At 65.7% G+C, this 239-nt stretch carries 1 protein-coding gene; it reads right to left on the bottom strand.

The features are described 5' to 3' along the window. On the bottom strand, positions 1 to 239 hold a 239-nt coding region (locus ACTHS3_RS18535; protein ID WP_440368875.1), incomplete at both ends, for a hypothetical protein.

Below are 239 nucleotides of genomic sequence, written 5' to 3'. Positions count from 1 at the left end.
AAGCCACCACCGCCGGCGGGCAGCCCCCGCCGCCTTCGGGCGGCAGTGTGTTGAAACATTCCAAGTCTCCGGGAAGGGTGTTTACGAGCTTCCCAGCCGCCTTCGGGCGGCTGTGTGTTGAAACTGTTGGCTATACGCTCTGCGGCCGCCTTTTGCTTCCAGCCGCCTTCGGGCGGCTGTGTGTTGAAACTGCCGTTGCCGCCGCTGCCGTGGCAGAGCGTTTCCCAGCCGCCTTCGGG

It is taken from the genome of Neisseria sp. P0009.S007 (assembly GCF_051962515.1).
This window is presented reverse-complemented; position numbering and strand designations above follow the sequence as displayed.